24 protein-coding genes are annotated in these 24,649 nt (G+C 60.3%); 16 read left to right on the top strand and 8 right to left on the bottom strand.

The annotated features are described in order from the left end of the window. Positions 1 to 18 precede the first annotated feature (18 nt). The 7 genes from PQQ52_RS13580 (at position 19) to PQQ52_RS13610 (ending at position 6,789) form a co-directional block, all read left to right on the top strand. Positions 19 to 687 (top strand): 4-carboxy-4-hydroxy-2-oxoadipate aldolase/oxaloacetate decarboxylase, encoded by a 669-nt coding sequence (locus PQQ52_RS13580; protein ID WP_408211693.1) that lies wholly within the window; start codon positions 19 to 21, stop codon positions 685 to 687. A 49-nt stretch (positions 688 to 736) separates the two neighbouring features. Further along, a complete protein-coding gene (locus PQQ52_RS13585; protein ID WP_408211696.1) occupies positions 737 to 1,501 on the top strand; it encodes an HD domain-containing protein in 765 nt (254 codons plus the stop codon). An 80-nt stretch (positions 1,502 to 1,581) separates the two neighbouring features. Then, positions 1,582 to 2,709 carry a histidinol-phosphate transaminase gene (gene hisC, locus PQQ52_RS13590; RefSeq protein WP_408211699.1) on the top strand — a complete coding sequence of 376 codons (1,128 nt, stop codon included), beginning with the start codon at positions 1,582 to 1,584 and terminating at the stop codon, positions 2,707 to 2,709. A 142-nt stretch (positions 2,710 to 2,851) separates the two neighbouring features. Then, positions 2,852 to 3,829: an ABC transporter permease gene (locus PQQ52_RS13595; RefSeq protein ID WP_408211702.1), complete on the top strand. Its 978-nt coding sequence runs from the start codon at positions 2,852 to 2,854 to the stop codon at positions 3,827 to 3,829. Between the two features lies 1 nt (position 3,830). Further along, complete coding sequence (locus PQQ52_RS13600) at positions 3,831 to 4,820, top strand: ABC transporter permease (protein WP_408211704.1); 990 nt, start codon at positions 3,831 to 3,833, stop codon at positions 4,818 to 4,820. Beyond that, complete coding sequence (locus tag PQQ52_RS13605) at positions 4,817 to 5,803, top strand: ABC transporter ATP-binding protein (RefSeq protein ID WP_408211707.1); 987 nt, start codon at positions 4,817 to 4,819, stop codon at positions 5,801 to 5,803. The genes PQQ52_RS13600 and PQQ52_RS13605 overlap by 4 nt, the downstream gene beginning before the upstream one ends. After that, positions 5,800 to 6,789, top strand: coding sequence for an ABC transporter ATP-binding protein (locus tag PQQ52_RS13610; protein WP_408211710.1), 990 nt, complete (start codon positions 5,800 to 5,802; stop codon positions 6,787 to 6,789). The genes PQQ52_RS13605 and PQQ52_RS13610 overlap by 4 nt, the downstream gene beginning before the upstream one ends. Positions 6,790 to 7,000: 211 nt before the next feature. Here PQQ52_RS13610 and PQQ52_RS13615 read toward each other — a convergent pair whose 3' ends face one another. Further along, the gene (locus PQQ52_RS13615) at positions 7,001 to 8,077 is read right to left on the bottom strand and encodes a porin (RefSeq protein WP_408211713.1); all 1,077 of its coding nucleotides are present in this window, start codon (positions 8,075 to 8,077) and stop codon (positions 7,001 to 7,003) included. Positions 8,078 to 8,467: 390 nt separating this feature from the next. Here PQQ52_RS13615 and PQQ52_RS13620 point away from each other — a divergent pair, with 390 nt between their 5' ends. Continuing rightward, positions 8,468 to 10,057, top strand: a complete 1,590-nt coding sequence (locus tag PQQ52_RS13620) for an ABC transporter substrate-binding protein (RefSeq protein ID WP_408211716.1) — start codon at positions 8,468 to 8,470, stop codon at positions 10,055 to 10,057. 80 nt (positions 10,058 to 10,137) lie between these two features. Here PQQ52_RS13620 and PQQ52_RS13625 read toward each other — a convergent pair whose 3' ends face one another. The 4 genes from PQQ52_RS13625 to gtdA form a co-directional block, all read right to left on the bottom strand. After that, positions 10,138 to 10,626, bottom strand: coding sequence for a MarR family winged helix-turn-helix transcriptional regulator (locus PQQ52_RS13625; protein WP_408211719.1), 489 nt, complete (start codon positions 10,624 to 10,626; stop codon positions 10,138 to 10,140). A 121-nt stretch (positions 10,627 to 10,747) separates the two neighbouring features. Beyond that, complete coding sequence (maiA, locus tag PQQ52_RS13630) at positions 10,748 to 11,392, bottom strand: maleylacetoacetate isomerase (protein ID WP_408211721.1); 645 nt, start codon at positions 11,390 to 11,392, stop codon at positions 10,748 to 10,750. 59 nt (positions 11,393 to 11,451) lie between these two features. Next, positions 11,452 to 12,150 (bottom strand): fumarylacetoacetate hydrolase family protein, encoded by a 699-nt coding sequence (locus PQQ52_RS13635; protein ID WP_408211724.1) that lies wholly within the window; start codon positions 12,148 to 12,150, stop codon positions 11,452 to 11,454. A 60-nt stretch (positions 12,151 to 12,210) separates the two neighbouring features. Then, on the bottom strand, positions 12,211 to 13,263 hold the full coding sequence (gene gtdA / locus PQQ52_RS13640; protein WP_408211727.1) for a gentisate 1,2-dioxygenase: 1,053 nt from the start codon (positions 13,261 to 13,263) through the stop codon (positions 12,211 to 12,213). Positions 13,264 to 13,561: 298 nt separating this feature from the next. Between gtdA and PQQ52_RS13645 the strand changes: the two genes are divergently transcribed. The 4 genes from PQQ52_RS13645 to PQQ52_RS13660 all read left to right on the top strand — a co-directional run bounded on the left by PQQ52_RS13645 (position 13,562) and on the right by PQQ52_RS13660 (position 17,714). Then, positions 13,562 to 14,818 (top strand): flavin-dependent oxidoreductase, encoded by a 1,257-nt coding sequence (locus tag PQQ52_RS13645; RefSeq protein WP_408211729.1) that lies wholly within the window; start codon positions 13,562 to 13,564, stop codon positions 14,816 to 14,818. 320 nt (positions 14,819 to 15,138) lie between these two features. Continuing rightward, positions 15,139 to 15,729: a TetR/AcrR family transcriptional regulator gene (locus PQQ52_RS13650; protein ID WP_408211732.1), complete on the top strand. Its 591-nt coding sequence runs from the start codon at positions 15,139 to 15,141 to the stop codon at positions 15,727 to 15,729. A gap of 217 nt (positions 15,730 to 15,946) precedes the next feature. Further along, the gene (locus PQQ52_RS13655) at positions 15,947 to 16,924 is read left to right on the top strand and encodes a zinc-binding dehydrogenase (RefSeq protein ID WP_408211735.1); all 978 of its coding nucleotides are present in this window, start codon (positions 15,947 to 15,949) and stop codon (positions 16,922 to 16,924) included. A gap of 178 nt (positions 16,925 to 17,102) precedes the next feature. Next, entirely contained in the window at positions 17,103 to 17,714 is a 612-nt protein-coding gene (locus PQQ52_RS13660; protein ID WP_408211737.1) for a glutathione S-transferase family protein, read from the top strand. Between the two features lie 169 nt (positions 17,715 to 17,883). On the opposite strand, the gene PQQ52_RS13665 is transcribed toward PQQ52_RS13660, so the two are convergent. After that, a complete protein-coding gene (locus PQQ52_RS13665) occupies positions 17,884 to 18,213 on the bottom strand; it encodes an ArsR/SmtB family transcription factor (protein ID WP_408212250.1) in 330 nt (109 codons plus the stop codon). Between the two features lie 87 nt (positions 18,214 to 18,300). On the opposite strand from PQQ52_RS13665, the gene PQQ52_RS13670 reads away from it, so the two are divergent. Next, positions 18,301 to 19,398 (top strand): NADH:flavin oxidoreductase/NADH oxidase, encoded by a 1,098-nt coding sequence (locus PQQ52_RS13670; RefSeq protein WP_408211740.1) that lies wholly within the window; start codon positions 18,301 to 18,303, stop codon positions 19,396 to 19,398. 118 nt (positions 19,399 to 19,516) lie between these two features. On the opposite strand, the gene PQQ52_RS13675 is transcribed toward PQQ52_RS13670, so the two are convergent. After that, positions 19,517 to 20,287 carry a DUF4410 domain-containing protein gene (locus tag PQQ52_RS13675; protein WP_408211743.1) on the bottom strand — a complete coding sequence of 257 codons (771 nt, stop codon included), beginning with the start codon at positions 20,285 to 20,287 and terminating at the stop codon, positions 19,517 to 19,519. A gap of 604 nt (positions 20,288 to 20,891) precedes the next feature. Beyond that, a complete protein-coding gene (locus PQQ52_RS13680) occupies positions 20,892 to 21,338 on the bottom strand; it encodes a hypothetical protein (RefSeq protein WP_408211746.1) in 447 nt (148 codons plus the stop codon). A gap of 352 nt (positions 21,339 to 21,690) precedes the next feature. On the opposite strand from PQQ52_RS13680, the gene phaP reads away from it, so the two are divergent. The 3 genes from phaP (at position 21,691) to PQQ52_RS13695 (ending at position 24,479) form a co-directional block, all read left to right on the top strand. Beyond that, on the top strand, positions 21,691 to 22,116 hold the full coding sequence (gene phaP / locus PQQ52_RS13685) for a TIGR01841 family phasin (RefSeq protein WP_408211748.1): 426 nt from the start codon (positions 21,691 to 21,693) through the stop codon (positions 22,114 to 22,116). Positions 22,117 to 22,743: 627 nt separating this feature from the next. Beyond that, positions 22,744 to 23,193: a DUF2844 domain-containing protein gene (locus PQQ52_RS13690; RefSeq protein ID WP_408212253.1), complete on the top strand. Its 450-nt coding sequence runs from the start codon at positions 22,744 to 22,746 to the stop codon at positions 23,191 to 23,193. An 11-nt stretch (positions 23,194 to 23,204) separates the two neighbouring features. After that, positions 23,205 to 24,479: a DUF3443 domain-containing protein gene (locus tag PQQ52_RS13695; RefSeq protein WP_408211751.1), complete on the top strand. Its 1,275-nt coding sequence runs from the start codon at positions 23,205 to 23,207 to the stop codon at positions 24,477 to 24,479. The last annotated feature ends 170 nt before the right edge of the window (positions 24,480 to 24,649 follow it).

The raw sequence follows: 24,649 nt of genomic DNA on the forward strand, positions 1-24,649 counted from the left end.
TATCCATCAGGAGACACCATGTCGTACCCTTTCATCGATTCGCCGCTGGTCACCGCTTCGATCGAGCGGCCGGCCGCTGAAGTGATCGAGGCGGCCCGCGCCTTTCCGGCCGCGACCCTGCTCGAGGCGGCCAACAAACTGGGCGCGCTGCCGTCGGCGATCAAGCCGGTCAGTCCGGCATTCCGTGTCTGCGGCCCGGCGGTTACCGTGCATTCGCCGCCTGGCGACAATCTCTGGTTGCATCGCGCGCTGGTCGTCGCGCAGCCGGGTGACGTGCTGGTGGTGTACACGAGCGACTACTACGAAGCCGGCTACTGGGGTGAAGTCATGTCGACGGCAGCCAAAGAGCGCGGTGTGGCGGGCCTCGTCATCGACGGTTGCGTTCGTGATGCCGAACTGCTCGCGCGTATCGGCTTCCCGGTGTTTTCGCGCGGCTTGTGCATTCGCGGCACGACCAAGGATTTCGCGGCGCGCGGCTGGATCAATCATCCGCTGCGTATCGGCGATGTCGCCGTGCGGCCGGGCGACCTGGTGGTGGGCGACGCGGACGGCGTGGTGGTGCTCGCCCAGGAATCGGTCCGCACGACGTTGCTTGCCGCGCGCGAACGCGAGGACAAGGAAGCGGAAATACTTGCGCGCATCGCCGCAGGCGAATTGACGCTCGATATTTACGGATGGAATCGCTAGACGCGCGATTCGACACCGAAGAGACAGAAGAGACAGAGGAGCAATCGTAATGAGCAATCAAACCGCGGGCGGCCACGAGCCTACGCTTTCCGAGCGCGCCGATGCGCTTGAACACAAGATGATCGCGGAGCTGGACCGGCGCGTGGTGAAATCGGTGATCTACACGTCAGGCGACCGCGACCCCACGCAGGCCATTCCACCGCCGCCAGGCACGGGACACTTCATGATGGGCGACGATCCGCGTCTGCAGAAGATGCCGTCGAAGCCCACCTTGATCGACTTCTTCAAGTACCGCTTCGGGCCGGCCAATCACGTACTGCAAAGCGCGACGCACGCACTGAAGGCCGGGCAGAACGAGAAGATCGTGCTGGCCTGCCTGTTGCATGACATCAGCGTGGCCGGTTTCATTCGTGGCGATCATGGCTACTGGGGCGCGCAGATGATCGCGCCGTACGTGGACGAAGAGGTTAGCTGGGCCATCCAGTATCACCAGGCACTGCGGTTTTTTGCGGATGAGTCGGTGGGTTACGGGTATCCGGACGCGTATCTGCGCTATTTCGGCAAGGACTACGAGCCGGAGCCGTATATCCAGCGTGACTACGAGTACGCGCGTAATCACAAGTGGTACATGTCGAGCCGCTCGATCACGCTGCACGACATCTATTCGTTCGATCCGAATGCGGTAGTGAGCCTCGACGATTTCGTCGACATCATCGGACGCAATTTCCGGCAGCCGAAGGAAGGACTCGGTTTCGACGGCAGTCCGTCAGCGCATATCTGGCGCGCGATGATCTGGCCGACGAAGTTCCTGTAATAGCCCAGCGGCTGCGAATGGTGCGCCGGCGGCGCGCCACTCATCCTCATTCCACTATCGAACTCAGCAAAGGTGTTCCCATGACAAACGAATTGCGTCCTGTCGCTCCGGCCTACATCGGCTCGTTGAAGCCCTATCAGGCAGGCAAACCCATCGAAGAAACGGCGCGCGAGTACGGGCTGCCGGAAGCCAGCATCATCAAGCTCGCATCGAATGAAAATCCGCTCGGCATGCCGCCGAAGGCACGCGCGGCAATCGACGCGATCGTCAACAGCGGTGCGCGCTATCCCGATCCGAACGGCCATGCGCTGAAAGTGGCGCTGGGTCAGAAGTACAACGTCGAGCGCAACTGGATCACCCTTGGCAACGGCTCGAGCGATATTCTCGAACTCGTTGCACGTGCATTCCTGCAGGCCGCGCAACCGGATAGCGATTGCAATGCCGTGTCGTCGCAATATGCATTTATGGCGTGGCAGAACGCGGTCAAGGCAACAGGCGCGCGGATGGTCGCCGTGCCCGCCAAAGACTACGGCCACGATCTCGACGCCATGGCGCTAGCGGTCAACGCTGCGACGCGCGTGGTGTACCTCGCGAATCCGAACAACCCGACCGGAACGTTCTTCAGCGTCGACGAACTAACTTCGTTTCTCGACCGCATCCCGGCTAATGTCGTTGTGCTGCTCGACGAGGCCTATAACGAGTATCTTGAACCGCACCATCGTTACGACAGTACCGAACTCGTACGGCGCTATCCGAATCTTGTTGTATCGCGAACCTTCTCGAAGGCGTTCGGGCTGGCCGGTCTGCGGGTCGGTTTTGCAATCGCTACGCCTTACGTCACCGATCTTCTGAATCGTGTGCGGCAGACGTTCAATGTCAATTCGCTGGCGCAGGCAGCCGCTATCGCCGCGCTGAACGACGACGACTATCTGAACGAATCGTATCGGCTGAATCGTGAAGGAATCGAGCGGTTCTACGAAGTCTGCGACGCGCTCCGGCTCCCGTATGTGAAAAGCCAGGGTAATTTCGTCGTTATCAAGGTAGGTAATTCGGTCGAACTGTTCGATGCGCTGCTCAGGCGCGGCATCATCGTCCGCAAGGTCGTGGACTACGGGCTTGGCGAGTGGCTGCGCATCACGGTCGGATTGCCGCAGGAAAACGAAAGGTTCTTTACGGCGTTACGTGAACTGGTGGTGGTCAGCGCGTGAGATAGAAACTCACCTAAATTAAACTATATTATACTTTCGAGACAAAGCCCGGCCACGGACTGCCCGCAGCATCCGTGGCCACAAGCAGGCAAACACAAGTCCTGTCGCTTGAAGTCATTCCCCCGTTGGAGCGAGACAATCCATGCTTGAGTTTATTCTGCGGAGACTGTTCCAGAGCGTCCTTGCGCTTTGGGCGATGTCGCTGCTCGTGTTTGCCGGCGTCTACGTAGTGGGCGATCCGATTGCGCTAATGGTCCCCGACAGCGCCACACCCGAGATGCGCACACGCATCATTGCCTCGCTCGGACTGGATCAGCCGTGGTGGCTCCAGTACTGGCATTTCCTCACACACTCGTTGCGCGGTGACTTCGGCACGTCGTTTCTGACGGGCGCACCGGTTGCGCAGATGATCGTCTCGCGGATGCCCGCAACGCTCGAGTTGTCGATGATCGCCATGCTGATGGCAATCGTCATTGGTATTCCGCTTGGCATGTATGCAGGATTGCGCCCTGAAAAACTCTCCTCGCGCATCATTACCGCGTCGTCGACGATAGGTTTCAGTCTGCCGACATTCTGGGTCGGCCTGATCCTGATTCTCGTCTGCTCGGTGCTGCTTGGCTGGTTGCCTTCAGGCGGACGCGGTACCACGACGTCATGGCTCGGCATGCAGGTGAGCTTTCTGACGCTCGACGGCTGGAAGCACCTGCTGTTGCCGGCGTTCAATCTCGCACTCTTCAATATCGCGCTGATCATCCGGCTCGCGTATTCGTCGACGCGGGAAACCGCGTTGACCGACTACGTAAAATTCGCGCGGGCCAAAGGGCTGAGTTCATCACGCATCGTCGGTGTGCATATCCTGAAGAACATCATGATTCCGCTCGTGACGGTGATTGGTATCAACCTGGGCGGATTGATCGCTTTTTCGATCGTCACGGAAACCGTGTTCGCGTGGCCGGGCATGGGCAAGCTGCTGATCGATTCGATCAATGCGCTCGATCGTCCGGTCGTCATTGCCTATCTGCTGACCGTCGGGGCGATCTATATGCTGATCAATCTGGTCGTCGACATTCTGTATTCGCTGCTCGATCCGCGCATCTCGGTGACGGCGGAGGTGAATTGACATGGGACCTACCACAGGAACGACCGTGGCTGAACCGCGCGCCCAAACTGCGGCGTCCGCCGCTTCCACCGTTTCCGCCGCTAATCCGGTGAAACGTCCGCATCGCTTTGCACGCATGGGTGGCCAACTGAGCGCGCTATGGAGCGAATTCCGTCAGAGCCGACTCGCGCTCATTGGGCTCGTGCTTTTTGTCGCGATTGCCGCGCTGGCAGTATTCGCGCCGTGGATTGCGCCGCAGAATCCTTATGACCTTGCCCAACTCGATCTTGGCGACTCGCAGCTGCCGCCGCTGGCGCATGCGTCGATGGGCACGCATATCTACTGGCTCGGCACTGACGACCAGGGGCGCGACATGCTGTCCGCGATTCTCTACGGTATGCGCACGAGCCTCTATGTGAGCCTCGCCTGTACCGTACTCGCATTGTTCATCGGCGTTGCGTTGGGTCTCGTCGGCGCATTCTATGGACGCAAGGTCGATGCGCTGATCATGCGCATCGCCGACATTCAGCTTTCATTTCCTTCGATTCTGATTGCACTGGTGTTCATCGCTGCATTCGGCAAAGGCGTCGACAAGATCATTTACGCACTCGTGCTGGTTCAATGGGCGGTGTATGCGCGTACCGCGCGCGGCTCCGCACTCGTCGAGCTGCGCAAGGAGTATGTGGAGGCGGCGCGCTGCCTGAAACTGAGCGACGCGCGGATTATCTTTCGCCACGTGCTGCCCAATTGCGTGCCGCCGCTGCTGGTCGTCGCAACTGTGCAGATGGCGACCACGATCTCGCTTGAGGCGACGCTGTCGTTTCTGGGTCTTGGGCTGCCTATCACGGAGCCGTCGCTCGGTTTGCTGATTTCGAACGGCTATAACTACCTGCTGTCCGGTTCCTACTGGATCAGCGTTTTCCCCGGCGTCGCGCTGCTGTTGCTGATGCTGTGCCTGAATCTGATGGCGGATCGCCTGCGCGATGTGCTCAACCCGAGGTTGAAGAAATGACTCAGCCCGCATTGCAGGTGGACAATCTGTGCACCCATTTCACGACACCGCGCGGCATCGTGAAAGCGGTGAACGGTGTGAGTTTCAGCGTCGCACGCGGCGAAATTCTGGGTGTGGTGGGCGAATCCGGTTCCGGTAAATCGCAGACCGGTTATTCGATCATGGGTTTGATCGATCCCCCGGGCAAGGTGGTGAGCGGCAGCATCAAGCTCGCGGGTGAGGAGCTGGCCGCATGCACCGAAGCGCAATGGCGCAGGATTCGCGGCAACCGGATCTCGATGATTTTCCAGGATCCGATGATGACGCTCAATCCCGTGCTGCGTATCGATACACAGATGGTCGAGGCGGTGCTCGCGCACCGGCCGATGAGCCGTCGCGCGGCGCTCGACGAAGCGCGCGCGGCGCTTGCGCAGGTCGGCATACCGGCACCGGACGAGCGTCTGAAGTGTTATCCGCATCAATTCTCCGGCGGCATGCGCCAGCGCGTTGCGATTGCGATTGCGTTGATCAACAAGCCCGAGGTGGTGATCGCGGACGAACCGACTACCGCGCTCGACGTCACCATTCAGGCGCAGATTCTCGGTGAAATCCAGCAGCTTTGCCGCAACTCGGGCACGGCGCTGATCTGGATCACGCACGATCTGTCGGTGGTCGCCGGGCTCGCGGATCGCGTGTGCGTGATGTACGGCGGCAGGATCGCCGAATACGGCAGTGTCGATCAGGTGCTCGATACGCCGCGTCATCCGTACACGCGCGGCTTGATGAACTCAATTCCGAGCCGCAATCCCAAAGGCGTGATGCTGCGGCAAATTCCCGGTGCGCCGCCCTCGCTGCTCGCGTTAGGCGGCGGCTGTGCGTTCCGCACCCGCTGTTCATCCGCGGTGCCCGAATGCGCGCATGAGATTGCCGAATCGATTGACCACGACGGCCACATGGTTCGCTGTATCCGGCCCGTCGTCAATGAACACGAGGAGATTGCATGACCCCGCTGCTCGAATTGCGTAACGTCACGAAGACGTTCGCACCCAGACAGGATGCAACCGGGCGCTTCGTCCGGGCAGTCACAGGACGGCAGCCGCCGAAGGGCGTACATGCGGTCACCGATCTGAGCCTGAGTGTGAGCGCCGGCGAGGTGGTCGGGCTGGTTGGCGAATCGGGCTGTGGCAAATCGACAGTCGGCCGCCTGGCGGCCGGCGTCTACTGGCCGACAAGCGGCAAACGCTACTGGCAGGACACGGATATGGCGGCGCTCGGACGGCGCGAGCGCAATCGCGCCGAACTCGATATCCAGATGATCTTCCAGGATCCGTATGCCTCGCTGAATCCGCGTATGCGGGCCGCTGATATCGTTGCGGAGGGGGCGCACGTGCATGGTTTCATCCGTAAGGCGGATACGCGCGATTTTGTCGGCGCGCTATTTGAACGGGTGGGCCTCGATCCGGATTCGATGGATCGCTTCGCTCATCAGTTCTCGGGCGGCCAGCGTGCACGTATCGGTATCGCGCGTGCGCTATCGGTGAATCCGAAGTTTCTCGTTTGCGATGAATCGGTGGCGGCACTCGACGTGTCAATTCAGGCACAGGTGCTGAATCTGTTTATCAAACTGCGCGAAGAGCTCGGTTTGACGTATCTGTTCATCAGCCACGATCTGGGCGTGGTGCGCCATGTCGCGGATCGCATTGTCGTGATGTATCTCGGCAAGATTGTCGAATCGGGACCCACCGAGCAGGTCTATCAGAATCCGCGGCATCCGTACACGCAGGCATTGCTGGCGGAAGTGCCTTCACTCGACAAGCGCAAGAAGACTTTCTATGCCATCAAGGGTGAGATTCCGTCGCCGATGAATCCGCCTTCGGGTTGTCATTTTCATCCGCGCTGCCCACACGCATTGCCCGTTTGCAAAGAGATCGCGCCCGAACTGAAGCGCGCTGCCGATGGGCAATTCGCGGCATGTCATCTGATCGACTGACGTCACCGGCACGCTTGAAGCATAGCCCGGTGTGGATCGTACAGCAGCGATGCTGGCGGTTCGCACCGGGCTTTTTTATGGGCGGCGCAAGCGGGAGTCACTGAATCCGCGTGAGACCCCAATCGGGTGGCACAAAAAAGCCGGCTTTCGCCGGCATAAAATTGCACCGTTCGATTCTCGCCATCGAACGGTGCGTCTCGCGATCAATCGGTTAAAACTTGTGGCGTATGCCAATGCCTGCGACGACCTGCTTGTTGGTGCTCGACGTTGGCAGCGTCAGAATAACCGCACGCGTACCGTCACCGCTCGCCTGTTGATAGTTCACCTGAGCATACAGATCGGTGCGTTTGGACAGGAAGTAGTCGAGCCCGACCGACGTCTGGCCCCAGTGCGAATTCTCGAGCTTCGACCATGTGTACCCCGCGCCACCCACCAACGCTGGCGTGAAGTGGTACAGCAAGCTGCCTTCCAGGGTGCTCAGCGTCGACGCATTGCCCATGTATGAGATCCGCGTGCCGGTGTAATTTGCCATGATGCCGAACTTGCCGATCGAATAGCTGCCGCCGAGACCCCATGTCTTCATGCTGTCCGCCACGATCGGGCCGGTCAGCGGCTGGCCGAACAACGTGTTGACGCCCAGATCGTTGATCGGATCGATGCGGAAGTTATTGATATCCGTATAGGCTGCACCGAGACTGAGCGGGCCATGGTCGTAGGTCAGGCCGAAACTCATCGAGCTGTTCTGATGGAAGTTTCCCGCCGTATTACCGAAGCCATACATCGCGCCAGCGGTAAAACCGCCAAAGTTGTTGCTGACGAATTTGACCGTGTTATCGAGTCGGTCGCCCGACACGCGGTCATAGTCACCCGGATGGAACGCATATACGCCGGCGACGTAGGCGATCGAATAGTTGCCGATGATGTCGCCCATGAAGTCGTACTGATGCCCCATCGTCAGCGTACCGATCTGATTCGACAGGCCGACGTAAGCCTGGCGCCCAAAGATGCCGCCTTGTCCGAGCGTGCCGTTGTTCAGGTTGAAGCCGTTCTCGAGGCGAAACAGCGCTTTCATGCCGCCACCGAGATCTTCCGTACCCTGGAAGCCGAGCCGGTTGCCTTGTGGGACACCCGTGTCGAAGACCCACGCGGAATGACCGTTGCTGTTGCTAACGTAGCTGATGCCCGAGTCGACGATCCCGTAAATCGTCACACTGCTCTGCGCCTGTGCGCCTGCTGCAAAAGCACAAAGTGACACGGCAGCAAGTGGTACGGCGAGGGTCTTTCTCATTGTTTGTCTCCTTTCCATGAATAGTCTGCGCCAGTTTTGTTGAAGATGCCGCATGTTTTACGAGGCTTCGTTCGCAGTTTTTCCGGCCTCGCATCGTGTTGCACGCGCAACCATTTCGTTGTGTGAACGAAGGGCCGCACGGCGGTCCTGCATCGCCCGTCATCAACTTGAGCAGTGCTTGACTTCGATGGAAGTGTATAACGATAATATAGTTATACAGAAGGCATTTTGGCGCGACCCAGATGCTCGTAAACACGAAGTGACGCGGCCGCACACTTGCCGTTACTGCGCGGGTGCTCAGTTCGATGCGCTGTTTTCAGATGGGAGCCGTTGACGGTTCCCTCAATAAAGCAGGTACCCTTGCGGGTTCTGCACAAATAGGAGACGGAGATGGGAACAACATTGCGGGGCTGGGGTCGGCTGGCAGTTTTGGCCGGTGCGTTGGCCGCGAGCGTGTTCGTGCAGCAGAATGCAGGTGCAGCGGAATTCAGGTATGGGGTGAGCGCAGACGTAACGTCGCTTGATCCGCAGTTCGCCAACTTGCCGGGCAACCGCAACGTGGCGCGCAACGTGTTCGAGCCGTTGATCGACATGTCGCCAGACGGCCGGTTGCAGCCCGGACTCGCCGAGTCGTGGAAGCCGCTCGACGACAAGACGTGGGAAATCAAGCTGCGCAAGAACGTCAAATTTCAGGACGGCTCGTCGTTCACAGCAGACGATGTGGTCTATTCGCTCGCACGTCCCGATACGCTGACCAATTCGCCGGCTACGTTCGGCGTCTTCACGAAAGACATCACCAAGGTGCAGGTGATCGATCCATACACGGTCAAGCTGACGACGGCCCGACCGCTGGCTGTGCTGCCAAACTATCTGTCGATGATTTTCATGCTGTCGAAGAAAGACACGCAGGGACTCAAGAGTGAAGACTTCGAAACTGGCAAAGGCCTCGTCGGCACCGGGCCTTACAAGTTTTCCCGTTTTTTGCGGGGCGACCGCGTCGAACTTGTCCGCAACGATGCTTATTGGGGTGACAAGCCGGCCTATGACAAGGTGACGGTGCGTATCCTGCCGAATGCGGCGGCTCGCGTGGCGGCCATCCTGTCGGGCGACGTCGATGCGGTGATCGACGTGCCAAGCGCGGATGTCACGCGCATCAAGGCTGACAAAAAGCTTGCCGTCTACACGAAGCCCAGCACGCTGATGGTCTTTTGGGTGATGAATCAGCTAAACGACAACGCGCCGTATGTGACGGACAACAACGGCAAACCGTTGGGCAAGAATCCGTTCAAGGATGTGCGCGTGCGCCGTGCGTTCTCGCTCGCGATCAACCGTCAAGTGCTGGTCGACCGCGTTTTGCAAGGCTTGGGCGTGGCGACGCAGAACAGCGTGCCGAGCACGATGTTCGGCTACAACCCGGCGTTGCCGCCCGATCCGTACAAGCCCGATGAAGCGAAAAAGCTGCTGGCCGAAGCGGGCTATCCCGAGTGCTTTTCGCTGACGCTCTTTGCCCCGAACGACCGCTACGTCAACGATTCGCAACTGGCACAGGGCGTCGCGCAAATGCTGACGCGCATCGGTTGCAAGACGAAGGTCGAGACGCAACCGATGGGAACGTTCATCTCGCGTGTGAACCAGTTGCAGTTGGGCTTTTTCATGATCGGCTGGGGCGCGGATGCGGGCGACATGGGCGTGCAGCTCGAATCGCTGTTCTCGAATCCGACCAACAATCCGTTCCGCAAGATCAACATCCAGACGTACGATTCACCGAACTTCTGGAAGCCGTTGAATGCGGGGCTGGCAACGGTCGACGATGCGAAACGTGAGGCGCTTTACCAGGAAACGTCGAAGGTGTTGCACGATGAGGTGGGTATCATCCCGACGCATCTGCAGGTTTCCACTTTCGCCGCGCGTAACGGGATTCATATCGTGCCGCGCGTCGATTCGCAAATGTACGGGTTCGACGCCGCACCGGCGAAGTAATCGGTGAGTGCCGCTGTGTGTCTCTAGCGAAGCTGCAAGAGCGGCGAACGGATCGGCGAGCATGGGTTCGCCGATCCGTTTTACCCCAATGTCACGCGTGTGTTGTCGTTGAAATGCGAAACGAACTTGTCGAGCAACGCGAGAAATTGCGTGCGCTCGGCCGGTTCGAACGGCGCGAGCAACGCTTCGACCGATTTCTGCGCGTAGCGCTCGCATTGGCGGAAGCATTCCCGGCCGGCTTCGGTCAGCGAGATTTCCACTTTGCGCTGGTCTGCTTCGCTTTTTGCTTTTTCGAGCAGCCCGCGTTCGCTCAGAATCTTGACGACGAGGGCAGTGGTCGAACGGTCGAGGCCGATCAGACGGGCGATGCCAATCTGTTCGAGCGGGCCGCTGTGGAAGAGGATATACAGCACGCCGTATTGGCTGGGCGTCATGTCGAGCGCAGCACAGGCTTCGATGAAGAGGTCGGTCGATATCTGGTGGGCACGCCGGATCATGAAGCCGGGGCGGGCGTACAGACGGTCGAGCGGAGTCTGACGCGGTTCGCGCGCCACGGGGTTCTTTGCCATGGACTCGTATCTGGAAGTGGGCCGCCCGCGTTCGGGCGGCAAGCGTGACTGGCCGATATTATCGCGCAGTGTGGACGGCTGGTTGCGAAGTGGGGCGGATGACGGGCGTCATCCGCGCAGGTTACTGTGCGTCAGGCTGCTGCTCAGGGGCAGCCGCTGCGAACGCGGGCAACTGCAGGCAGCGCCGTGCGATGCGGCTGAGCACTGGATAGGCGCTCAGATCGACGTTAAAACGTTGTGCGTTGAAAACCTGTGGCACGAGCGCGAGATCGGCTAGCGTCGGTTGATCGCCGTAGCAGAATTCACCGGTTGCATGACTTTGTGCAAGCCTTGTTTCCAGCGCGGAAAAACCCGTGTGGACCCAGTGGTGATACCACGCGTCTCGCGCTTCTTTTGTCAGCCCGGCCGTATCGCCAAGGTATTTGAGCACGCGCAGGTTGTTGAGCGGATGGATGTCGCACGCGATGTCCAGCGCCATGGCACGCACGGTGGCGCGGCCGGGCGGATCGCTCGGCAGGAGCGGCGGCTCGGGATGAACTTCGTCCAGGTACTCGATGATCGCAAGCGACTGATGGAGCGACACCTCACCGTCCCTGAGCACCGGGACGAGCGCCTCCGGGCTGAGCGAGCGATAGACGGGCGCGAATTGCTCGCCGCCGTCGCGCGACAGATGCACGGGCAGGTAGTCGAAAGGCAGGCCTTTCAGACCTAGCGCAATCCGCACCCGATACGAGGCGGAGCTGCGGAAAAAATTGTGAAGCTGCACGGGATATCCTCGATGAACGGAGCATGACGAGCGTTGTGCTCCGTTGTGACATGAGTCGTTCAGACCACTTTGACCTGGAGTTCGCCGAGACCGTCGATGCCGCCATGCATCGTATCGCCCTTGACCACTGCGCCGACGCCTTCCGGTGTGCCGGTATAGATCAGATCGCCCGGTACCAGTTCGAAGAAGCGTGACAGATACGCGATCGTTTCCGCGACCGACCAGATCAGTTGCGAGACGTCCGCGCGTTGCTTCGACGTGCCGTTGACGTTCAACCAGATTGCACCGTCTTTCAGATGCCCCGTCTGTTCAGCGCGATGCAGTGGACCGATCGGCGCGGAGTGATCGAACGCCTTGCCGATATCCCATGGGCGCCCCATTTTTCGCATCTCCATTTGCAGATCGCGGCGCGTCATATCGAGTCCGAGCGCGTAGCCAAACACGTGATCGAGCGCGCTGTCGACGGAGATATCTTTCCCCCCTTTGCCGATTGCAGCGACCAGTTCCATCTCGTAGTGGCAGTTGTCCGTTTCGGACGGGTACGGAAATTCGCCCACCGTTCCCGGCGCGACATGGACGATCGCGTCAGCCGGCTTGCAGAAGAAAAATGGCGGCTCGCGGTCCGGATCGAAGCCCATCTCGCGCGCGTGGGCGGCGTAGTTGCGCCCGACACAGTAGATGCGCCGGACGGGAAACGCGTCGTTCGAACCGGCAACCGGGACCGTTACCGCGGGCGCGGACTCAAAGACCAGATTCATTGAATATTCTCCATGTGTGATTGTGTTGTGTGCTGATCGCTGCGATCGCGAGTGCCGCGCTCACGCGTCGAGCTTTTCTTCGCGCAGAATGCTGAGCGCGGTTTGCACCGGGCGGTCCGAAAAGCTGAATAGCACCGCATCGTCGTTTGCGTGCAGCGTGAACGTTTTCCACGACGGCACGACGAAGTGGTCCTTCGGGCCAAATTCGAAGCTTTTCCCGTCGATGACCGCACGCCCGGTTCCCTCGACGACCGAATACACGGCACCGTCGGTACTGCGGAACGGTTTGCCTGAGAAGCCGGCCGGCAGATACTGCATGAACGTGGCCAACGTCGGCATCGGCCAGCCGCCGGTTGCCGGATTGACGTAGCGCAGCTTGACGCCATGCCATGCGTCGACGTCACCATCGCGATAAAGGCGCTCGAGTACTTCGCGCGTGCGGTCGTACGGATAGCTGAAAATGGGCGAGGTCGGCGATGAGGGCTGATAGTCGACCGGCAGCAGGTTGTGTCCGTAGCGCGCGAGCGCATTACCTTCAGGACGGGTAACACGTTGCGACATGGCCGTGCTTTTTTCCTCAAAGCCCGCGTCGAAGAAGCGAATCATCGGAATATCCAGGCCGTCGAGCCAAACGACCGGTTCGCTGTGGCCGTCAATGCCGTCGTTGCCATGATCGTGCCAGGTCCAGCTCGGCGTAATGATGAAGTCGCCCGGCATCATGGTCGTGCGTTCGCCGTCGACCGCCGTATAAGCGCCTTGGCCATGAACGATGAAGCGCAACGCCGATTGCACGTGCCGATGGGCCGGCGCTACCTCGCCCGGCAGAATCAGCTGCAATCCGGCATAGAGCGATTGCGTCACGCTGGCATGGCCGGGCAGCGCGGGGTTCTCGAGCACGAGCACGCGGCGCACGGCTTCCTCAGCGGTGATCAACGTGCCGGCCTGCTCGATGTAGGGCAGCACATCGCGCCATTTCCACAGCGCGGGCACACAGGGCCCATTGGGTTGATGCGGCACCAGCGTGCTAAGCGATTCCCACAGGGGAATCATGTTGAGTTCGCGGATCTGCTCGTAGAAAGCTTTCCTGTCTGACGTGGGAAGGCCGGTGTTCATTGCTTGTCTCCTGTCCTTTTCTGGAACCACCGTGTCTCGTCGAACGGCATAGGTATGTCCGGCGATACGTGAGAATGTGTGACGGTGTTCTGACGAATAATCGGCAGACGTATGTCAAAAGATATTGAATCTCGACCACCGTGTCAAATGAATTCCGTTGTCCGGATGAACTGCTTGACGAAGCGGGAATGGCTCACTATATTTCGGCAGACGTCTGCGTAAATGGCAAATAACCATGCAGCGCCGGAGACGGATTCAATGGCGCGCTGCTCCGCGCTCATCACGAAAGAGGAGACAGATGAAAAAGGATAGTGAGGTCGTCATCGTTGGTGCGGGGATTGGCGGGTTGACGCTGGCGCTGACGTTGCACAAGGCTGGCATTGCGAGTCGAATTTTCGAAGCAGCGCCTGAAATCAGGCCGCTCGGCGTCGGGATCAACCTGCTGCCGCATGCAACCCGTGAACTGGCGGAACTCGATCTGCTCGCCGAGTTGGCTGCGGCGGGTGTGACGACACAGGAATCGGTGTTTTTCAATCGCCATGGGCAACTGATCTATCGCGAGCCGGCTGGACGTTTCGCCGGTTACGATCATCCGCAGTTCTCGATTCATCGCGGGGACTTGCAGAGCGTATTGCTCAAGGCGGTGCTTGAACGTCTGGGGCCGGACAGCGTCGTGACAGACCGTCGCTGTATCAGCGCAACCCAGGACGAAACAGGCGCAATCGCGCGCTTTGCCGATAGCGCCGGCAACGATCATTTCGTTAGCGGCGCGGCGATCGTGGCGTGCGACGGCATTCACTCGGCGATTCGCAAACAGTTCTATCCGAACGAAGGCGCGCCGCGCTATTCCGGTTTCAACATGTGGCGCGGAACGATCGTAGCGCCGCCGTTCCTTACCGGTGGCAGCATGGTGCGTGCCGGCTGGTTGACGCACGGCAAGATGGTCATCTATCCGATCCGCGATAACGTGGATGCCGCGGGCAATCAGTTGGTGAACTGGGTCGCCGAAATCGAGGCGCCGCAACCCGCACGCCGCGACTGGAACGGAAAAGGGCGCCTCGCTGATTTCTTCCCTGCATTCGCGGACTGGCATTTCGACTGGCTGGACGTCGCTGCGATGATTGAAGCGACGGAGACGATTCTGGAATATCCGATGGTCGATCAGGATCCGCTGCCGCGCTGGACATTCGGCCGCATCACGCTATTGGGGGACGCGGCGCATCCGATGGTGCCACGTGGCTCGAACGGTGCCGGGCAGGCGATTCTGGACGCACGCTTTCTGGCGGACCGTTGCGCGGAACTGGGCGTCTGCGAGGAAGCGTTGCTTGCCTACGACAAGGCGCGCGTCAAGGCGACCGGTGATGTCGTGCTGATGAACCGCAAGGCGCCGCCGGACCGGATTTTGCAGGTGGTCTACGAGCGCACGCAGGGGCAGCGCTTTGAGCGGATCGAAGATGTGGTCAGCGCGGAAGAACTCAGCCAGATCGCGAATCAGTACAAGACGGTCGCCGGTTTTCATCTCGACGATCTGAAGGCGAAGCAGCGGGTAGGGTGATGCGTGGGGTGGGGTGAGCGGGACGTCGCAGGTCAGGAGGCGGCCATCTTCTGGATCGGCCGCTTCAGCAATCCCGCCGCGAGCAAGATCACGATCAGGCCGGCGCTGACCGCGTAGATCGTCAGCAGACCGACCACGCGCGTTGAGATGAACCGGGTGACCAGAACAGGGCTGAAACCGGCAAGATTGCGGTGCAGTTCCAGATTGTGGCCTGGCGTTGTGATCTACCCGCGGGTTAGCGTGTTAACAAATAGCCGGTCATTCTCTCCCTCACGGAATTTCTAGACGACTGGTCTAATTGAGACCATAATCCGGTTCCTATGAGAGCTAGCCATCCCCACATTCGCAGGCACATCCTCGACGCCGGGCGCGCCCTGATCGCGCGCAAAGGCTTTGTCGCGGTCGGGCTGAACGAGATTCTGACGACTGCCGAGATTCCGAAGGGGTCGTTCTATCACTACTTCGGTTCGAAGGAATCGTTCGGCAGCGAGTTGCTGCAACAGTACGTCGCCGACTACGCGGTGCGGCTTGATGAGCTGTTCGGCCAGCCGGGCGTCAGCGGTCGTGACAAGCTGCTGAGCTATTGGGCCGCGTGGCAGCAGGAACAACTCGACCAGGACGGCGACGAAAAGTGTCTGGTGGTGAAGCTGAGCGCGGAAGTCGGCGATCTGTCGGATGAGATGCGTGTCGTGCTGCGCGACGGCGTCGACCGCTTGATGAAGCGCCTCGCGTCCGTGATTGAAGAGGGTAAAGCAGACGGCTCGCTTTCGCCGGAGATCAGAGCCAGGGAGGCAGCCGAACTGCTATATCAGATGTGGCTCGGCGCGGCGCTTGTCACCAAGCTGCGACAGGATGGCAGTGCGATGGCGCAAGCCATGGCGGTCACCGCCAGCGTACTGCGCGCGCCTTGAACGTGCAGGTTCGAGACCGAGGCCGTGACGCAGTCGAAGTTTTTTGAACAGAAGCGGCAGCCGAAGCATTCACAGAAGGTCTTGCCGAAGCATTCACAAAATCACCAGCCGAAGCATTCACAAAAGCTCTTGCAGAAGCATTCACAGACGTACTCGCAGAACCGCTGGCTCCGCGCAGAACGGAGCCCTCATCGTTGGACATTCCAGGAGATCGACTGTGCGTAGCGTTATCTATTCCTCTTTCGGCAATCCCGCTGACGTGCTGCAGGTCGCGGAACGTTCCACGCCGAATCCCGGTGCGGGGCAGGTGCGCATCAAATCGACCTTGTCGCCGATCCACAATCACGACTTGTGGACGATCCGCGGTCAGTATGGCTACAAGCCGAAACTGCCGGCCGTGGGCGGCACTGAAGTTGCCGGCGTGATTGACGCGATCGGTGAAGGTGTCGGGCACCTGAAGCCCGGTCAGCGCGTGGTAGTGGCTGGTATTTACGAAGGCTGGGCCGATTACGTTCTGGCGCCGGCTGCAACGGTGGTCCCGTTGCCCGACGCGATCAGCGACGAAACAGGCTGTCAGCTGATTGCCATGCCGTTGAGCGCGGTCATGTTGCTGGAATACCTGCATCTGGAACCCGGTCAGTGGTTCATCCAGAACACAGCGAACGGTGCGGTCGGTAAGACGCTGGCGATGCTGGCCAACGCCCGCGGCATCAACGTGGTCAATCTGGTCCGGCGCGAGGCAGGCATTGCGGAATTGGCCGAGGTGGGCATCGGCAACGCAGTGTCAACCGAAAGCGAAGGCTGGAAGGCGCGGGTTCGTGGCATTGTCGGCGACGCGCCGCTCGTAGCCGGTGTCGATTCGGTGGGCGGCGATGCCAGCGGCGACCTCTTCGGTCTGCTTGGTGAAAATGGCACCCTGGTTTCGTTCGGCGCCATGTCCGGTGAGTTGATGCGGATCAGTTCCGGCGATGCAATTTTCAAGCAGGCGACCGTCAAGGGTTTCTGGGCGAGCAAGATTTTCGAGGTCACCTCGGGCGCGGATAAAGCGCGCATGATCGGCGAACTGCTGAGGCTCGCTGCATCGGGTGAACTGAAGCTGCCGGTCGAAGCTGTCTTCGATGTCGGGAACGTGGCGCAAGCGGCCGCGGCGAGCGAGAAGAGCGCGCGCAAAGGCAAGGTGCTGCTGCGGTTCTAACGTTCCAACGGGCAACGGCGTTTCCCTGCATCGGCGCGCAAGCTCGTGCCGTGCAGTATCCTGCCAATGCAAGTTCGCAAGATCCTTCCAATGCCTGCCCTGAAACTACGCGAATCGTCGAATGGTTTCAGGGCAGATGTTGGCCGCACTTTCTCTCACCGACTCAAAAGCCCAACCCATGATCGAAGTCCATCATCTCAACGAGTCCCGTTCGCGCCGCATTACCTGGTTGCTGGAAGAACTCGGCCTCGAATACACGCTCGTCCAATACCAGCGAAATCCGGAGACCCGTCTCGCTCCACCGGAACTGACGGCGATTCATCCGCTGGGCAAGGCCCCCGTGATTCGCGACGGCGAGAAGGTGGTTTTCGAATCGGGCGCGATCGTGGATTATCTGATTCGCCGCCATGGCAATGGGCGCCTCGCGCCGGCGTATGGAACCGACGAGTACGACCGTTACGCACAGTTTCTGCACTACGCGGAAGGCTCCGCCATGCTGCCGCTTATGTTGAAGGTGTACACCGCGCGTCTTGGCGACGGTGCGGCCCCATTGCAACCGAGAATCGAAAGTGAGTTGCGGAACCACCTGGGTTTTCTGAATCAGGAACTGGCAGGCCGCGAATACTTCATGGGCGATGAACTGACGGGCGTCGATATCCAGCTTTCGTTCGTTGCCCAGACGTGCCTGAAGTTTTGCGGACGCGACGCGTTCCCGAATATCACAGCGTTTGTCGATCGCATCGAGGCGCGCCCCGCGTACCAACGCGCGATGGAAAAAGGCGGCGCGTAAGCGGTTGAGCGCTGCTACGTGACGTTGGCAGGCTGGTGCGCGGTTGAGGTACCTGTCTGGTGCTGCATGTTGCCCGGCCCAGAAGAAGCGTCGCTAGCTCCCTTAAGTGCCGTACCCCGCCGTCGCCCTCGAACAGATCCTCAGTCGATTTTCAATCGACGATCAGGCGTCAGGCCGGTTCGCTCAACGCCGGTTCATTGACGATCTGCTCAACGATCGCCGCCATCAAACCCGGAAACCGTTCGTCCAGTTCGGTGCGCCGCAGTGAATTCTGATGCACCGTGCCGGCCACGCGCGTGCGCACCAGCCCCGCTTCACGCAGGATCCGAAAATGATGGGAAACGCTCGACTTGGGGCGGCCGCCGTCGAGGTCGCCGCAGGCGGCCTCGTCGACACTTGAAAGGCGGCGCACGATCTCGAGGCGCACCGGGTCGCTAAGTGCATGGAAGAGCCGCCCGAGCGTGAAGTCCTCAGCGGCAGGATGGGTATATGTGCGCATTCTGCGGATGATAAAGGTTTCTGCCATACTCCATAGTTCGATGTTTATCGAACTACCGTACAAGCCTATTCGCAGGAGTTTAACCTGATGTCCGCATTATTTCAGCCCTACACGCTCAAGGGCGTTTCCTTGCGCAATCGCATCGCCATCCCGCCGATGTGCCAGTACACGGCCGAAGACGGCCTGATCAACGACTGGCATCGCGTGCACCTCGCCGGCCTGGCGCGTGGGGGCGCGGGGCTGGTGATCGTCGAGGCGACGGCCGTGTCGCCGGAGGGGCGTATCACGCCTGGCTGCGCGGGCATCTGGACCGACGAGCAGGCGCAGGCTTTTGCGCCGGTGGTGGCGTCGATCAAGGCAGCGGGCGCCGTGCCGGGCATTCAGATCGGCCACGCGGGCCGCAAAGCCAGCGCCAACCGGCCGTGGGAAGGCGACGATCACATCACCGAGACCGATCCCCGTGGCTGGCCGACCATTGCGCCGTCGGCGATTGCCTTCGGCGGTGGCTTGCCGAAAGTGCCGAAAGCGATGACGCTCGACGACATCGCACGCGTGCGTGAAGATTTCGTCGCCGCAGCCAAACGCGCGCTCGACGCCGGCTTCGAATGGCTCGAATTGCACTTCGCACACGGCTACCTCGGTCAAAGCTTTTTCTCGACACACTCCAATCAACGTGATGACGCGTACGGTGGCAGCCTCGAAAACCGCAGCCGCTTCCTGCTGGAAACCTTGGCCGCGGTACGCAAGGTGTGGCCTGAGCATCTGCCGTTGACGGCACGTTTCGGCGTGATCGAATACGACGGACGCGACGAGGAAACGCTCGCCGAATCGATCGAACTGGCGAAGAATTTCAAGCGCGAGGGGCTCGATATGCTGAGCGTTAGTGTGGGCTTCTCCACGCCTGCGGCGCGTATTCCATGGGCGCCGGCGTTTCTCGCACCGATCGCTGAGCGGGTGCGCCGCGAGGCAGGGATCGCCGTTTCGTCGGCATGGGGTATCGATACGCCGGAACTGGCCGACCGCTCCGTCCAGAACGAGCAGTTGGATCTGGTGATGGTCGGCCGTGCGCATCTGGCCGATCCGCATTGGCCGTACCACGCCGCCCGCAAGCTGGGTATCGAACGTCCGTCGTGGACGTTGCCGGCACCGTACGCGCATTGGCTCGAACGTTACGCCGTTGCCTGAGTGCGGCACTACGCCAGGTGAAGTCTATGAAGGCATAAAAAATAGCGCGTGGCAGGGTGTGAATTCCATTCACGCTGCCATGCGCCATCTACAACAGTCCGAACCTGCTGCGGATTCCTTATCCTTTGACGTGCTCCGTCGAGAGCCAGCCCCCGCTTACGCCGATCTGCGCCACCTGTTTTGCCACCGCGTCGGCCAGACGCTTTGCGTCCGCCGAAACGCCGGCCTTCTTTGTTTCGGATACACCATGCAAGCCGCCGCGCACGGCCGCGGAGGTCGCGATGCTCCCGGCTGCGGCGCCCACGCCGGCTGTTTCTGCCATGCCGGGCGCTTTGCCGCTGTCGCCGGTGGCATTGAAGCTTTGCACCAGCCGCGCTGTGCCGCCCGCCGGTTTGTACAGAATCTGCACGGAACTGCTCACCTCGCTCTTACCTGCGCCCAGACCGATCAGCACGCGGCGGCGGCGATTACCCGAGTCGATTGTGTCGAAGCTGCCTTGCACGAGCAGAACGTTCTGCTCGGCGGGGGCGGGGATGTCCGAGCGAATCGCGCGCAGCCCCATCGACTGCAATTGATGCACGATTTCGTTGGCGACCTGCTCACGCACGGCGACTGCGTCGGCGGATTGTTTTTCTGCGGCCGATGAGCCGTCGAGTTGCGACTTCAATTTCTGCAGCATGCCGCCGTTGTCCAGTTTTACTTGATCCGGATTGCTGTCGAAGGTGTAGACATAAATGGTGTCCGGACGCACTTGCGGTTGTGCGCTGGTCTGGGTCGCGTTGTTGATGCTGCCGCCGGCGCAGCCGGTCAGGAGCGCGCTGCCACAGACCATGGCGATGCATGCAAAACGGGCGGCATTCTTTTTGAGGAAACTCACTGAAGTGAACATGTTCATCCTGTCGTCGGCACGCGGTGCCATTAGGTTCGAACGCATCTTCCGATGATCGGGCAACCGTGGATCGTTAATCATCGGGAACGCATTCGCACGCGCATTTGCACAAAAAACACCCTTGATCTCATGCGTCTTTTTTCGTACGCACCGGCAGCGAAACGAAGTATGGGTGAGTCACTTCCCAAACTCCATTCGGCAATTATTTCGCGCTATGTCACGGCGAAACATGCAGTGGCGAGGCGGGTTTGACTTAGGGTGAAAGCACGGCGACGGGGCATCAATTCAAGGCGAGCTTGATGATGCAGCAAAGAACGAAGACGAGAAGGGCGGCGGCGACGGCCATATTCAGCGGGTAGCGCATTGTTCACCAGGCACTAGCGTTGCAGTGCTCTTATCCTAATCACCTGAGGGAAGATGAAAAGTAGGCAGAGAGGCGGCTATGTGCGAAAGCTAACGTAGCGCGCCGAACGGCTGCGCTGCCCGCTGGCGGGAGCGCTTCCAATTGATCTTGCGTCGGAATGAATTGCACGGGTCGCGGCATGTCCGCTCTCCCGTGCGACGTTCGAACGTGGGGTGACCCAGTGGCGTAGTCGGCCGCGCTTTATTGCGGCACAGGCGGCTGCATCCCCGCCGGCATGCCGTGCGGCGACTTGTTCGCCGCGCCGAGGTCTTCCGACAGGCTGGTGCGCAGCGTGGCAATGGCCTGGTCAGTATTGGCTGGCTTCAACTGTTCGCGGGCCAGCGAGTCGTACACGTAGTGGCGCAGCATCGGATCTTGTGTCTTGTTCAACACCTCGTGATACACCGCGACGATCTCGCCTTCACGCCCGCTCATTGCATACAGGCGGCGCAACTGTTCCAGATCGTTGACCACCGCGAATCCCGGGCCCATCGGTCCGTGTGGCCCAAACGGCCTGTCGCCGTGATGCGGCTCGTCATGCGCGTGAGTGTCGGCGGGCGGCGGTGGTGCCGCTTCCTGTGCCAGCACGCCAGCCGCGGCCACGGTTAAAACGGCGGCCAGTGCCGCGCTCAGCAATCCTTTTTTCATGATGTCGCTCCCATTGAGACAGCGCCGGCGCAACAGTACGCCAGCACATAGGCAACGATAGTCGACATGCCGTTTTATCGGGTTACTGAAGCTCTTTTGTAACTTACCAAGCCTTGCATTCTTCGTAGCCGAACCGGTAAAACAGTCCGGCAGGAAGACAGCCGACGCCAGGGTGTGCCCGCTGGCGCAATGTTGCCGGATAGCGCATGATTGCAGCAATGTGCCGTCCGACCCCAGATGCAGCAAGCCGCTGCGGGAGGCGCGGCGCACGCGACGCCACGGGTGCATAGGCCGGAGAAGCATCGCGGCGATGCACCGCGGGCGAGTATTCAATCGTTAAGGAGGATTTCGCATGAGCCAACCTGACGCCGCCAATCCGTTTGGCGATTTCACCAAAATGCTGGAGCAGTTCAAGCTTCCCGGCTTCGACGTACCCGCCATCATGGAAGCGCGACGCAAGGACATGGAAGCACTGGTTCAAGCGAATCAGACAGCATTCCAGGGCATGCAGTCGCTCGCGCAGAAACAGACCGAGATGCTGCGTACCACGCTGGGCGAATTGCAGTCGCTCACAGGGCAGTTGTCGGCCGGCGCCGCCGCGCCTCCGGCGAAAGCCGCCGAACTGATCCAGCAAAGCCTGCATAAGTCGCTCGCCGATATGCAGCAGCTGGCGCAAGCCGCCTATCAGACGCAGGCTGAGTCATATGCGGTGATCGCAAAACGCGTCGAAGAAAATGTGCAGGAGCTCAAGTCGCTCTTGCAGCAGCAGAAAAAGTAACGAAGGCGGCCGCGTCGAATTGTGTGACCCAGATCCGGCGCGGCTCGCGGAAGTCGCAATGAATGAGTAGGAAAGACGTAATGAGGTACCCGGTGCCGCGGAGTACGATCAAGTTATCCGCGGCATTTTTTTTGCCTCGAATCGCGCGCTTGCTCCGCGATTTTTATCTTCACCCTAAAGCGGCCTGCACACGCGGCAATCGTCAGATGAATGAGCTAATTCTCCCGGATTATTCAGTGTTCGCTTACATCGCTCGACGCATGCCGCACGCATCGATATTTTTCTGCTGCGGCCCCGTTATTTGATGCGTATGTTCGCTTTAAACGGAACGAATCGGAAAAATGTGCGCTTAAGCACCGTCCCTCGGTGATCCGATCCGCAAACATCAAACGGTATCGAACGGCGCAGTGCTTGCCGAAGGTTTAAATCGTCTCGCAAACGATTGCTTCACCCCCTCGCGATGCCTAAAGTTTCGCGCTGCCACTCCGTAGACGCATTCACGCAACCCAACCGGTCTGAATGCAATACCGGCACCGCCGGTCAGGAGTGCGCCCCTGAATTCCCGTTCGTGATCGGCCCGCTCGCTGGCCACGAACGTTTCACCTCGAAGGAAATCTCTTGAAACCGATGCTTTCTACAAGCATTGCTCGCGCAATGCTCGGGGCAAGCTGCGCGCTGTCGTTTGCCGCGCACGCCACGCTCGGCCAGAACGTCAGCACTGTCGACAGCGATCAGACACGCTTGCACGCAGTGGCTCATACGGCCACTACGCAAAGCGCGTATTCGGTGCACCTGATGACGATGCCGTCCGGCACGCTGGTGCGCGAGTACGTGGCGTCCAACGGCATCGTCTTCGGTGTCGCGTGGCAAGGTCCGACACTGCCGGACCTGAGATCCATGCTGGGCACCTCGTTCGAGCAATACGTCGCCGCGACCGCGACGCGCCGTGGTACGCCGCTCGCGGTGTCCAACAGCGATCTGGTTGTCTACTCCGGCGGCCATCTGCGCGCGTTTGCCGGTTATGCCTATCTGCCGCAAGCGGTGCCTGCGGGCGTCGATGTCGGCGTCATTCAATAACGGAGCGGATCATGCGTCATCAGTCTTCGTTGCTTACCTTGTTTTGCGCGGCGTTGCTCGCCTTGCTCGTCAGTGCCTGCGGCGGCGGGGGCGGTGGCTCCAGCGGTTCCGGCTCCTCGGCGAATTCCAGCAGCACGACGAGCGCGGCCGGTCCCACCGTCACCAATACCTCGCCTTCGCCGCAAGTGGTGGCCGCCAACGCGGTGCGCGTGACGGTCGATTCGGGCGTGAGCAACGTGCCGAACATGCCGTTCGTGAGTATCACGATTTGCGCGCCTGGGACCAGCCAGTGCCAAACCATTGATCACATCCTGGTGGATACCGGTTCGTGGGGCGTGCGCGTGTTCGCCTCGCAGTTGCCCGCTTCGATGACGCTGCCGCAAGAGAAAGATGGTTCGGGCAATCTGATCGCCGAATGCATGCAGTTCTTCGACGGCTACACGTGGGGTTCGGTGAAGCTCGCCGACCTGCAGATCGCCGGTGAAAAAGCGGCCTCGCTGCCGATTCAGGTGATCGACCCGAACTACGCTTCGCTGCCGTCTGATTGCGCGAGCTTCGGCGCGTCGCGCAACACGCCGGGTGCGTTGCAGGCCAATGGCATTCTGGGCATCGGTGTGTTCAAGCACGACTGCGGCGCGAACTGTGAGCAGCAGGCCGTGACCGGCACGTATTACGGCTGCAACGGCACGGCGTGCAAATCGATTCCGCTTGCTGAAGCGCTGCAGGTCGCCAATCCGGTTCCGTACTTCGCGACGGACAACAACGGTTCCATGCTGAGCCTGCCGATGGTGTCGGGCGGAGCGCAGTCCGTCACCGGGCAACTGGTGTTCGGCATCGGCACGCAGAGCAACAATGCACTGGGCAGCGCGCAGGTGATTGGTGTGAGTCCATCGAACGGCACGTTTACAACGGTGCAGAACGGCTCAACGTATTCGAGCAGTATCCTGGATAGCGGCTCGACGGGCCTGTTCTTCCAGACCAGTACTTTGCCGGCATGCGCGAGCCCCAATAGCGCGTACTACTGCCCGGTGTCGACCCAGTCGTTGAGTGCGATGATCCAGGGGGCGAACGGCACGACGAGCACGGTGAACTTCAGCGTCGGCAATGCCAATACGATTTCGCAGACGTACAGCGGCGATTCGGCGTTGCCGTTGCTGGCGGGACCGGCCTTTGTGACGTCGTCGATTTTCGACTGGGGCCTGCCGTTCTTCTACGGTCGTAACGTGTATGCCGCTGTCGAGCAACAGACGACGCCTGGTGGTACGGGGCCTTATGTCGCGTATTGACCGATAGCGAGGTTTGGCTCTGATGGGATAAGGCCCGCTGCAGAATGAACCGGCAGCGGGCTTTTTTGTTGGGGGCTGGAAGCGCGCCATGGGCGGGCGTGACACAGGACTAGCGTCGGCGTGCGGCCCGCTTGGCGGGGGCTGCTTTGGCGGCGTTGGGCCCGGCTTGC

The organism is Paraburkholderia sediminicola (assembly GCF_046030555.1).
Classification (GTDB): Bacteria; Pseudomonadota; Gammaproteobacteria; order Burkholderiales; family Burkholderiaceae; genus Paraburkholderia; species Paraburkholderia sediminicola_E.

Bases quoted from the DNA above. Each gene is read 5' to 3' on its own strand.
- PQQ52_RS13660 (WP_408211737.1), top strand. From the start codon at position 17,103: ATGATCGAAGTCCATCATCTCAACGAGTCCCGTTCGCGCCGCATTACC.
- PQQ52_RS13580 (WP_408211693.1), top strand. From the start codon at position 19: ATGTCGTACCCTTTCATCGATTCGCCGCTGGTCACCGCTTCGATCGAG.
- PQQ52_RS13620 (WP_408211716.1), top strand. From the start codon at position 8,468: ATGGGAACAACATTGCGGGGCTGGGGTCGGCTGGCAGTTTTGGCCGGT.
- PQQ52_RS13585 (WP_408211696.1), top strand. From the start codon at position 737: ATGAGCAATCAAACCGCGGGCGGCCACGAGCCTACGCTTTCCGAGCGC.
- PQQ52_RS13670 (WP_408211740.1), top strand. From the start codon at position 18,301: ATGTCCGCATTATTTCAGCCCTACACGCTCAAGGGCGTTTCCTTGCGC.
- gtdA (WP_408211727.1), bottom strand. From the start codon at position 13,263: ATGAACACCGGCCTTCCCACGTCAGACAGGAAAGCTTTCTACGAGCAG.
- PQQ52_RS13645 (WP_408211729.1), top strand. From the start codon at position 13,562: ATGAAAAAGGATAGTGAGGTCGTCATCGTTGGTGCGGGGATTGGCGGG.
- PQQ52_RS13650 (WP_408211732.1), top strand. From the start codon at position 15,139: ATGAGAGCTAGCCATCCCCACATTCGCAGGCACATCCTCGACGCCGGG.
- PQQ52_RS13635 (WP_408211724.1), bottom strand. From the start codon at position 12,150: ATGAATCTGGTCTTTGAGTCCGCGCCCGCGGTAACGGTCCCGGTTGCC.
- PQQ52_RS13615 (WP_408211713.1), bottom strand. From the start codon at position 8,077: ATGAGAAAGACCCTCGCCGTACCACTTGCTGCCGTGTCACTTTGTGCT.
- hisC (WP_408211699.1), top strand. From the start codon at position 1,582: ATGACAAACGAATTGCGTCCTGTCGCTCCGGCCTACATCGGCTCGTTG.
- PQQ52_RS13695 (WP_408211751.1), top strand. From the start codon at position 23,205: ATGCGTCATCAGTCTTCGTTGCTTACCTTGTTTTGCGCGGCGTTGCTC.
- phaP (WP_408211748.1), top strand. From the start codon at position 21,691: ATGAGCCAACCTGACGCCGCCAATCCGTTTGGCGATTTCACCAAAATG.
- PQQ52_RS13595 (WP_408211702.1), top strand. From the start codon at position 2,852: ATGCTTGAGTTTATTCTGCGGAGACTGTTCCAGAGCGTCCTTGCGCTT.
- PQQ52_RS13690 (WP_408212253.1), top strand. From the start codon at position 22,744: ATGCTTTCTACAAGCATTGCTCGCGCAATGCTCGGGGCAAGCTGCGCG.
- PQQ52_RS13610 (WP_408211710.1), top strand. From the start codon at position 5,800: ATGACCCCGCTGCTCGAATTGCGTAACGTCACGAAGACGTTCGCACCC.
- PQQ52_RS13625 (WP_408211719.1), bottom strand. From the start codon at position 10,626: ATGGCAAAGAACCCCGTGGCGCGCGAACCGCGTCAGACTCCGCTCGAC.
- PQQ52_RS13600 (WP_408211704.1), top strand. From the start codon at position 3,831: ATGGGACCTACCACAGGAACGACCGTGGCTGAACCGCGCGCCCAAACT.
- PQQ52_RS13675 (WP_408211743.1), bottom strand. From the start codon at position 20,287: ATGTTCACTTCAGTGAGTTTCCTCAAAAAGAATGCCGCCCGTTTTGCA.
- PQQ52_RS13605 (WP_408211707.1), top strand. From the start codon at position 4,817: ATGACTCAGCCCGCATTGCAGGTGGACAATCTGTGCACCCATTTCACG.
- PQQ52_RS13680 (WP_408211746.1), bottom strand. From the start codon at position 21,338: ATGAAAAAAGGATTGCTGAGCGCGGCACTGGCCGCCGTTTTAACCGTG.
- PQQ52_RS13665 (WP_408212250.1), bottom strand. From the start codon at position 18,213: ATGCGCACATATACCCATCCTGCCGCTGAGGACTTCACGCTCGGGCGG.